The 9,229-nt window shown below is 60.4% G+C and carries 6 protein-coding genes; 4 read left to right on the forward strand and 2 right to left on the reverse strand.

All coding sequences use genetic code 11. From position 1 onward, the window contains the following. The first annotated feature begins 114 nt into the window (after nt 1–114). Nucleotides 115–1,410, forward strand: coding sequence for a class I SAM-dependent methyltransferase (locus ACVW0R_RS13160; protein WP_457502177.1), 1,296 nt, complete (start codon nt 115–117; stop codon nt 1,408–1,410). 48 nt (nt 1,411–1,458) lie between these two features. Here the strand turns inward: ACVW0R_RS13160 and ACVW0R_RS13165 are convergent, their stop codons facing one another. Together ACVW0R_RS13165 and tnpA are read right to left on the reverse strand one after the other, a co-directional pair. Next, entirely contained in the window at nt 1,459–2,238 is a 780-nt protein-coding gene (locus ACVW0R_RS13165) for a hypothetical protein (RefSeq protein WP_041438081.1), read from the reverse strand. Between the two features lie 222 nt (nt 2,239–2,460). Continuing rightward, nucleotides 2,461–2,865 carry an IS200/IS605-like element ISSoc6 family transposase gene (tnpA, locus tag ACVW0R_RS13170; RefSeq protein ID WP_457502179.1) on the reverse strand — a complete coding sequence of 135 codons (405 nt, stop codon included), beginning with the start codon at nt 2,863–2,865 and terminating at the stop codon, nt 2,461–2,463. A gap of 50 nt (nt 2,866–2,915) precedes the next feature. Here tnpA and ACVW0R_RS13175 point away from each other — a divergent pair, with 50 nt between their 5' ends. The 3 genes from ACVW0R_RS13175 (at nt 2,916) to ACVW0R_RS13185 (ending at nt 8,912) form a co-directional block, all read left to right on the forward strand. Further along, nucleotides 2,916–4,166, forward strand: coding sequence for an RNA-guided endonuclease InsQ/TnpB family protein (locus ACVW0R_RS13175; RefSeq protein WP_011429344.1), 1,251 nt, complete (start codon nt 2,916–2,918; stop codon nt 4,164–4,166). Between the two features lie 170 nt (nt 4,167–4,336). Continuing rightward, the gene (locus ACVW0R_RS13180) at nt 4,337–5,644 is read left to right on the forward strand and encodes an efflux RND transporter periplasmic adaptor subunit (RefSeq protein WP_099812481.1); all 1,308 of its coding nucleotides are present in this window, start codon (nt 4,337–4,339) and stop codon (nt 5,642–5,644) included. A 67-nt stretch (nt 5,645–5,711) separates the two neighbouring features. Next, on the forward strand, nt 5,712–8,912 hold the full coding sequence (locus ACVW0R_RS13185) for an efflux RND transporter permease subunit (RefSeq protein ID WP_457502180.1): 3,201 nt from the start codon (nt 5,712–5,714) through the stop codon (nt 8,910–8,912). Nucleotides 8,913–9,229: the final 317 nt, after the last annotated feature.

Here is a 9,229-nt window from a genome sequence, read left to right on the forward strand (position 1 = left end):
TCAGCGTCGCGTAGTGACAACGGAAACGGACAGAATGCTATCGCTTCACCGCTGAGCAGTAATGCTCAGCAGTGTTCAGCGTAAATGTATCAGCAGCTTCTTGGAGCGGATCCCATGGCCGGCAGCACGACCGAGTCTTTGCGGCAAGTCTACGAGGAACTGCCCTATCCCAACGTGCCCGTTGAGGCCTCAGGGCGCAACGCCATCGGCAGCCTATACCGCTCAAGCTGGACGACGGCCCAATACGCCCGCACCCGCGCCATCCTGCCCAGCGAGGGGATCGCCATCCTCAATGTCGGCTGTGGCTCCGGCTGGGAGACCTTGATCTTGGCGGAGGCCAACCCGGGGGCACGGCTGGTGGCCTGCGACCTCTCGCCGGAGTCGGTGCGGGCGACGGAGCGACGCCTGCGCTACCACGGCTTCGGAGAGGTGGAGCTGTACGCCCTCGACCTGCTGGAAATTGAACAACTGGGGCAGCAGTTTGACTTCATCAGCCTCAACGACGTGCTCTATTTGCTCGAGGATCCGGTGGCGGGCTTGAAGGCGCTCAAGCGGGTGCTCAAGCCGGACGGCATCCTGCGGGCCAACCTGCACCACGCCTACCAGCGGCAGGTGATCTTGCGCATGCAGGAGGCGTTCCGGCTGCTGGGGTTGTTTGATCTGCCCACGCCCGAAGCCTGCCAGCGGGTGCGGGAGTTCATGGCCAGCCTGGCCTCTGACGAGCTGCGGGTCTCCCTGCACTGGGATCCCCAGATCTACAGCGACGACACCAACATCCGCGCCAACTACCTCTTGCCCGGCGACAAGGGGTTTTTAATCCCAGACTTGATGCGTATGCTCCAGGAGGCGGAGCTGGGCTTGGTTTGCCTGGTGGACTACGCCGACTGGGATCCGGCGCTGCTGTTCAAAGACAGGGCGATGCCGGCCTGGCTGCAGGTGGAGCTGGACAAGCTCTCTCCCGCCGAGCAAAACCACTTCTACGAGCTGATCTACCCCGACCACCGCCTGATCGACTTTTGGGCCGAGCACCCCGGCTCTTCCCTGGTCTTGCCCTGGAGCGACGCCGAATGGCTGGAGGGCAGGGTGCAGCTCAACCCCATCCTGATGGACAATGCCGAATTTCGCCGCAACTTCGCCCAGGCCTACGAAAAGAAGCTGGAGTTTACTATGAACTGGCCGGGGGCCAGCCGCGGCCGCCTCGCCATTCCGGCTCCCCAGATGGCCTGGCTGGGATCCCTCTTGCAGGGGCCAGTGGCGGTGGCCAGCTTGATCGAGCAGGCGGCCCAAGCCCATCAGATAGAACCGGAAGCGGCCCAGGAGCAGGTGCTCACCTACCTGGCGGGGCTGGAGTCGTTTCTGTTTGTGATGTTGGATCCCAGCCCAGCTTCTCTTGGCGCAGAAGGGGCTTGAAATGGCGGCAATCTGGGCCCCGCCTTGGGCGCGCAGGGGAGCGGATCCCTAGCGATCCACCAGGCGCAGCTCAAAGGTGAGGATGTTGGCGGCCAAAATTTCCAAGGCTCCCCCCTCGATGAGCTCGCGGCTGAGGGCAGCCCCGGAGCCACTTTGTTGGATCAATTCTCGGCTGCGGCGCATCGTCTCCTGGCGCTGGGGATCGTCCACGACCACCTGCCGCTGGTTGGAGAGGCTGAGGCGGTAGTAGTGGGGCAGCTCGCCGCGGGTGGCGTCAATGGCCAAGTTGGTTTCCTCGGGGGCGACGCGGAAGGGGGCGCGGGCGGTGAGGAGAGCCACCTGGATATCCTGATCCCGCCCGTCGAGGCCCTCTAGCTCCGAGATGTCGATCTGCAAGCGGAGGGTGTCGCGGTCGCGGCTGAGGCGCTCCACCCGCACCTGGTTGAAGCCGACGGCAAACTCCCGCTCCGGCTCGCCAAACCGCTGGATGGTGGACTGCAAGACCGACTCTTCGTTGAGGGGGGTAACCCGGATCAGGTAGTCCCAGTTCTGGACAAAAGCATACTCATTGGGCCCGACGCGGACATTGGGATCCACCAGATTGGCGGTGGGGCCGGGGCTGCCGGCCCGGCTGAGGGCCACCAGGTACCAGTAGTTGGGGCTGATGGGCAAGCCCATGGTCATGCGCACTTCCAACACCGGCCGCGCCCAAGCGGCAGCCGCCGTGAGGGCTGTGATGGCTGCTGCCCCGAGGCAGCTCCACAGCCAGTGCTGAGGACGAAGCTGAAGCTGCGGTGGGCGAAACCAGGTTACGGCCACAGTTCTCATGTCAGCTTTTTTAACCCCGGCAACTCGCCTTCGCGCCAGGCAACAAAAGACCCGCTGCTTGCGCGACAACTTTGGAACAGTCTAGCCGAAGATGGCCGTTGTCCGGCCAGTTGGGGCTCTGGATCCCGAAGCTGGGCTTTTGGCTAAGCCTACACAGAGGGATAGCTTGGTAGCCTCGCACTTTAGCGCGGGGCGGAAAAGCCCGAGAGCGACTTTAGTCGCTTACCAATGATGTGGGTCATTGATATAGTTTTGAATTACCTCAGCGCTAGCATTCCCCGCAGTACAGAAAAAATAACTTCTGCTCCAAAGGCTAGGTAGTTTTCGCAGGTTAGGAAACTTCTGCCTTAAATATTTGGAAGCTCTACTTTTGAATGCTTTTACCACAAGATGAATTGGGTCGGTAGGCTTAATCTCAAGAAACAGGTGGACATGGTCTGGAGCTATTTCAATCGCTCTCACATGCCAACCCTTCTCGCTAGACAGCTCCTGCCATAGCTCAAACAACCTGTTCCTGACTTCTCCTACCAAGACCTTTTTCCTTCTCTTTGGGCAAAAAACGAGGCGAACAACCGCTAGCCCCACAGCATGGTTGTAGTGATTGTACCGTTGGCTTCCCTCTCGCATTGTTGCTTACTTATGTTAGACTGCAGTTATCATGCCACTTACCAACAAGTATGGGGTACGGCTGTCAGCAGGTTCTCGTCAGGGACAGGGAGCTACTCCCCGTATTAGAGTACTTGTGTCAACAGTCTAATAAGGTGTACAACTGCGCTTTGTACTATGCGCGACAAGTCTATTTCAAAACAAAGCGATTGGCAAGCTATGGTGAGCTTTGCGCTGAAATGGTGAGAACCAAAAACAAGCACTTTATCGCAATGTATGTTTCCGCCGCACAACAGACGTGTAAGTCTGTAGCTGAGGCACTAAGTAGTTTTAAGACAAAGCTGAAACTTTTCTTGCAAGAAGAGATTAGCTTAAGACCAAACCTACCGCGCTACCGTAAGAAGGGAATGTTCACGGTAGCATACCCGAAGAAGTGGCTTAAGTTCCAAGAAGGAAGAGTCAGAGTGCCGCTCGGCAACCAGGTCAAAGCTTGGTTTGGGATAGACGCTTTCTGGATACGATTTCCTACCAACTTAGATTGGAAAAATATTAAGGAGCTAAGAATTCTGCCCAGGCATGGGGTGTTCTACTTGGAGTGGATCTATGCTAAGCCCGCTCAACCGCAATCGCTGGATCCAAAAAAGGTACTAGCAATTGACCACGGAGTAAACAACTGGCTTACGTGCGTTAGCAACTTAGGGCATAGCTTCATCATTGACGGACGCAAAGTCAAATCCTTTAACCAGTGGTACAACAAGGAGGTGGCTAGGCTTAAGACTGACAAGCCGCAGGGGTTTTGGTCGCAGAAACTTGAGCGAATTACGGAAAAAAGAAGCCGGAGGATGCGAGATGCAATTCACAAAGCTGCGCGCAAGGTCATTGACTTCTGTTTGCACCACTCGATTGGGAGAATCATCTTTGGTTGGAACAAAGAACAAAAGCAAGAATGCGGTTTAGGGAAGGTCAATAACCAAAACTTTGTTTTAATTCCAACAGGTTGGTTAAAGGAGCGTATTGCGGAATTATGTCAGCACTATGGCATTGAGTTTATCGAGGCGGAGGAGGCGTACAGTTCGCAGGCGAGCTTCCTAGATGGAGATGAGCTACCTAATTATGGTGAAAAACCCGACGGGTGGAGACCCTCTGGGAAGCGTGTCAAGCGGGGCCTGTACCAAACGGCAAAGGGGTGGTTGGTCAACGCTGATGCTAATGCTGCCGCCAACCTGCTTAAGAAAGTCAGCAGAACCTTGGGGCTTTGCCTTAAGGAACTGTCTAGAGGCGCTTTGACAACGCCGTTACGGGTCCTTCTGTGGACTGCGTAAGAATCCCCCGCCTTCAGGCGGCGGGAGTGTCAACTTAGTTCTGGATTGGGAAGGATGGCCAGCGCTTTTGCACAGGCACAGGAAGGCACAGGCTCATTACCTTGGTTGGTTGAGCCAATGCAGATGGGGGATCCCTCTGTTTGGGTGCTCGTTGGGGGAGCAGGTTGAGGATGCGATTGCGAACAGTTCTGCCGCTGTTGGGTTTTTCTTTGCTCCTGGCTGCCTGTCGGCCCGGCGGGCCCCCTCGCGGCATGGAGAGTGGAGAAGGCCAGCCGACACCGGTGGCCATCGGCGCCGTGGAAGAACGGCTCATTCAGGAGACGTCGGAGTTCATCGCAAGCCTCGGATCCCAGCAGGTGGCCAGTATTCGGCCCCAGGTGAGCGGCCAGGTGACCCAGGTGTTCGTGCGGCTGGGATCCCAGGTTTCTGCCGGGGCGCCTCTGTTTGCCATCGACAGCCGGCAACAACAGGCGGCGGTGGCCGGCCAAGCGGCCGGGATCGCGGCGGCTCAGGCCAACCTGGAGAGCAGCCGAGCCGTGCTCAGCCAATTGCGGGCGGATCGCCTGCGGCTGGAGGCAGCGGCGGAGTTCGCCCGGGATCAACACCAGCGCAACCTGCGCCTCTTGGCCGAGGGGGCCATCAGCCAGGCGCAAGTGGATCAGTCCAGCCGCGATCTGCGCCAGGCGGAGGCGGCCTTGGCGGCGCAACAGGAGCAGATCCGGGCCCAAGAGGCGGCCATTGTGCGGGCAGAGCGGGAGGTGGAGCGGGCCCGGGCCGAGGCGGAGCGGCAGCAGGTGCAATTGCAGTTTTTCCAGGTCACGGCTCCCTTTGCCGGTATTGTCGGGGAAGTGTTGGTGCGGCAGGGGGACTATGTGACGCCCCAGACGGTTTTGACCACCCTGACCCAAACCCAGGCGCTGGAGCTGAACCTGAATATCCCGCTGCAGCAGGCCCCCCGCCTGCGCATCGGCACACCGGTGCAGATCTTGGACAGCCGCGGCGAGGTGATCGGCACCAGCCAAATCTCTTTCATCGCGCCTGAAGCCGATGCCAGCACGCAATCGGTGCTGGCCAAGGCCCTGCTGGAGAACCCCGCCGGCCAGTTGCGCAAGGCCTACGGCCCGCTGGTGCGACCAGCCCAGTTTGTGCGAACCCGCATCCTCTGGGAGGAGCGGCCAGCTTTGCTGGTGCCGGCAACGGCGGTAGCCCGTCTGGGCGCCCAAACCTTTGTCTACACGGTGCAGACGACAGAGCCACCTGAGGAGGGCAAGCCCCCCGGGGCGGTGGCGGTGCAAAGGCCGGTGCGGCTGGGATCCCTCTACGGCAACAGCTACGAGGTGCTGGAGGGGCTGAAGGCCAACGAGCCGATTGTGCTGAGCGGCCTGCAAAAAATCCGCGATGGCGCCCCGATTGTCGATGAGGTGCTTTTGCAGCAGAGGATGCAAGGGGAGGGGAGACCGCCTGGATCCCCGCCCTAGATTTCTCCTCTTGAGCGGTTTCCCAACTTGGTCATCCCCTTCTACTCCTTACGCGGATCCCTGGCCTATGTTTGTCGACTTTTTCATTCGCCGTCCTGTTTTTGCCAGCGTCTGCTCCATCATCATTGTGCTGGTGGGAGCGGTGAGCATTCCCCTATTGCCGGTGGACTACTACCCGCAGGTGGCGCCGCCGGCGGTGAGGGTGACCGCCGTTTACCCTGGAGCCGATGCCGAGACGGTGGAGACGGCGGTAACCAATGTGCTGGAGCAGGAGATCAACGGCGTCGAGGGCATCCGCTACATCTCTTCGGTGAGCAGCAGCAACGGCACCAGCCAGATCACCGTCACTTTCAGCCCGGATCGGGATCTGGACACGGCGGCTGTGGATGTGCAAAACCGGGTGGCACGGGTGCAGGCGCGGCTGCCGGCAGAGGTGATCCAAAACGGCCTTAGTGTAGAAAAGGCCGGCGATAGCGCTTTTGTGCAGGTGGTGGCGCTGCGCTCAGAGGCAGGGGAATACGACGAGCTGTTTGTGAGCAACTACGCCGAGCTGTTCGTGCGCGATGCCCTGCGGCGCATTCGCGGCGTCAGCGATGTCATCGTCTTCGGGGAGCGCACCTATGCCATGCGCATCTGGCTGGATCCGACGCGGCTGGCCGGCTATGGGCTGACGGCGCTGGATGTGGTGAACGCCGTGCGCCAGCAAAACATCCAGGTGCCTGCCGGACAGATCGGCAGCCAGCCCAGCCCGCCGGATCAGCAGGTTCAGATCAGCGTCCAGGCCACGGGGCGGCTGTCGCAGCCGGAGGAGTTTGCCCAAATTGTGCTCAAAGCCAGCCCCGACGGCAGCTTGGTGCGCATTGCCGACGTGGGTCGGGTGGAGCTGGGGGCCCAAAGTTACGATACGTTCTTCCGCATCGGCGGCCAGGAGGCGGTGGGGATCGCCATCACCAAGCAGCCGGATGCCAACGCCTTGGAGGTGTCGCGGCAGGTGCGGCAGACGTTGGCGGAGCTCTCCCGTAGCTTCCCGCCCGGCTTGATCTACGAGATCGCCTTCGACGCCACGCTGTTTATTACGGAGTCGGTGCAGGAGGTGATCTTCACCCTGCTGCAGGCTATTGTCCTGGTGGTGCTGGTGCTGTTTATCTTTTTGCAGGATTGGCGCATCACTCTCATCCCCACTGTCACGATCCCGGTGGCGCTGCTGGGGACGTTTGCGTTTGTGCGCCTGTTCGGCTTTTCCATCAACACCCTGACCATGTTCGGCCTCACCTTGGCCACCGGCCTGGTGGTGGACGACACCATCGTGGTGGTGGAGAACATCTCCCGCTACATCCGCGACCGCGGCATGCGGCCTCTGCAGGGGGCCTCGGCGGGGATGAACGAGGTCCTGGGGGCGGTGATCGCCACGACGCTGGTGCTGTTGGGCCTGTTTGTGCCAATCGCGTTCTTTCCCGGCACCAGTGGCCGCATCTACCGGCAGTTTGCCGTCACCATTGCCGTATCGGTTTCGCTGTCTACCTTCAATGCCATTACCCTGGCTCCGGCGTTGTCGGCGCTGCTGATCCGCCCCCGTTCGGAGCAGATGTTTTGGCTGTTGCGCTGGTTTGACCGGGCCGTGGAAGGGATCCGCGCCGCCTATCGTCGGTTCCTGGAGCTGGTGGTGAAGCTGCGGCTGCTGGTGGTGGCGGGGTTTGTCGCCTGTCTGGGCCTCACCTACTGGCTGTTCCAGGTCGTGCCGACCGGGTTTGTGCCGGATGAGGATCAGGGCTTTTTCATCACCATCATCCAGGGGCCGCCGGGGGTTTCTCTCAATTACACCGACCGGGTCATCCGGCAGGCCAGCGCCATTTTGGACGGGATCCCGGAAATCGAAAACCAGGTGATCGTGGGGGGGTTCAGCTTTACCGGGCCCTCGCCGGGGAACGGGTTAATCTTCGCCACCCTCAAGCCCTGGGACGAGCGGCGGCGACCGGAACAATCGGCGCAGGCGATTGTCAACCGGCTGTTCGGGCCCTTTTTGGGCGGGATCAGCCGCTCGTTGGTGATCCCGATTTTGCCGCCAGCCATTCCCGATTTGGGGGTTACGGGCGGGTTCACCTTCCAGCTCCAGGATCGGGGGGTGAACGATTTCAACCTGCTGCAGCAGACGGCCAACACGCTTTTCTTCGTGGGCAACGCGCCGCCCCCGCCGGGCCAACCCCCCCTGGGCGTGCGGATTAACCCGCCCACCTTCAACGCCAACTCCCCCCGGTTGCAGGTCAAGGTGGATCGGGACATGGCCCAGGTGCTGGGGATCCCTCTGTTGGATGTCTTCGGCACGCTGCAGACGCTGCTGGGGGGCACCTATGTCAACGATTTCGACCTGTTCAACCGCAACTACCGGGTCTATGTGCAGGCGGATCAGGCTTTCCGGGGCAGCCCCGAACGTATCGGCCAGTTCTACGTGCGCAGTGGGCAGGGGCAGCTTTTGCCCTTGAGCACCCTGGTTCAGGTGGAGGAGACCACCGGCCCTGCAATCATCAACCACTTCAACCTCTTCCGCTCGGCGGAGATCCAGGGCAGCCCGCTGCCGGGCTTCAGCTCAGGGCAAGCCATTCGGGCTATGGAAAGTCTGGCTGCCCGCTTGCTGCCGCAGGGGTTTGGCTTCGAGTGGTCGGGCCTGTCCTTGGAAGAGATCGAGTCGGGGGGACAGGCGCCGCTGATCTTCGCTTTGGGGTCGGTGTTCGTCTTCCTGGTGCTGGCGGCCCAATTTGAGAGCTATGTGGATCCCTTGATCATTCTGCTGGCGGTGCCGCTGGCGGTTCTGGGGGCGCTCTCGGCCCAACTGCTGCGGGGCCTGGCCAACGACATCTTTTGCCAGGTGGGGCTGGTGATGTTGATCGGTCTGGCCAGCAAGAACTCGATCTTGATCGTGGAGTTTGCCAACCAACTGGTTGCCCAGGGGATCCCGCTGGTCAAGGCCGCGATCCAGGCGGCGGAGACCCGTTTCCGCGCCATCCTCATGACGGCCCTGAGCACGATCCTGGGGATTTTCCCGCTGGCCGTGGCCAGTGGCGCCGGGGCTGCCAGCCGCCAGTCTCTGGGCACGGCTGTTATCGGCGGTATGTTCGTCTCGACCCTGCTCAGCCTGCTGGTGGTGCCGGTGCTCTATGTCGTGATCAAGAGAATCCAGGCGCGAGTTTTGGGGAGCGAATCCCGTGGGGATCTGGCCCATCTGCCGCCGCCGGAGGATCCCAAGGGTCTGTTGCCGGAAGAATCGACTTGATTGCAGGGCAAAACCTATGGCTGTGGATTCCAGCTTTTTCCAGCGACAGGGTTGGTAGGCCAACCACGCTGAAAGAGCGCCCAGCCACCCTCTTGCAGGAGCGGTGCAGAGTGCTGTCTTTCCCTCTTCTGCTTACGCAAGCGGCAGTCGGCCAAGTACAACAGGTCAGCTAACCAGAAGATTCACCCGATGGTGGCTGGGGGGCGGGCGGCGCTGCAGGAAGGGAGCATGACTCTAGTCAATGATATGCTGGACTATACTGAAAATAATGCCCAGTATGTTCAGTATGGCTGCTTGGTATGGCTAGGTATGTAAAA

This window comes from Thermostichus sp. MS-CIW-15 (assembly GCF_054060575.1).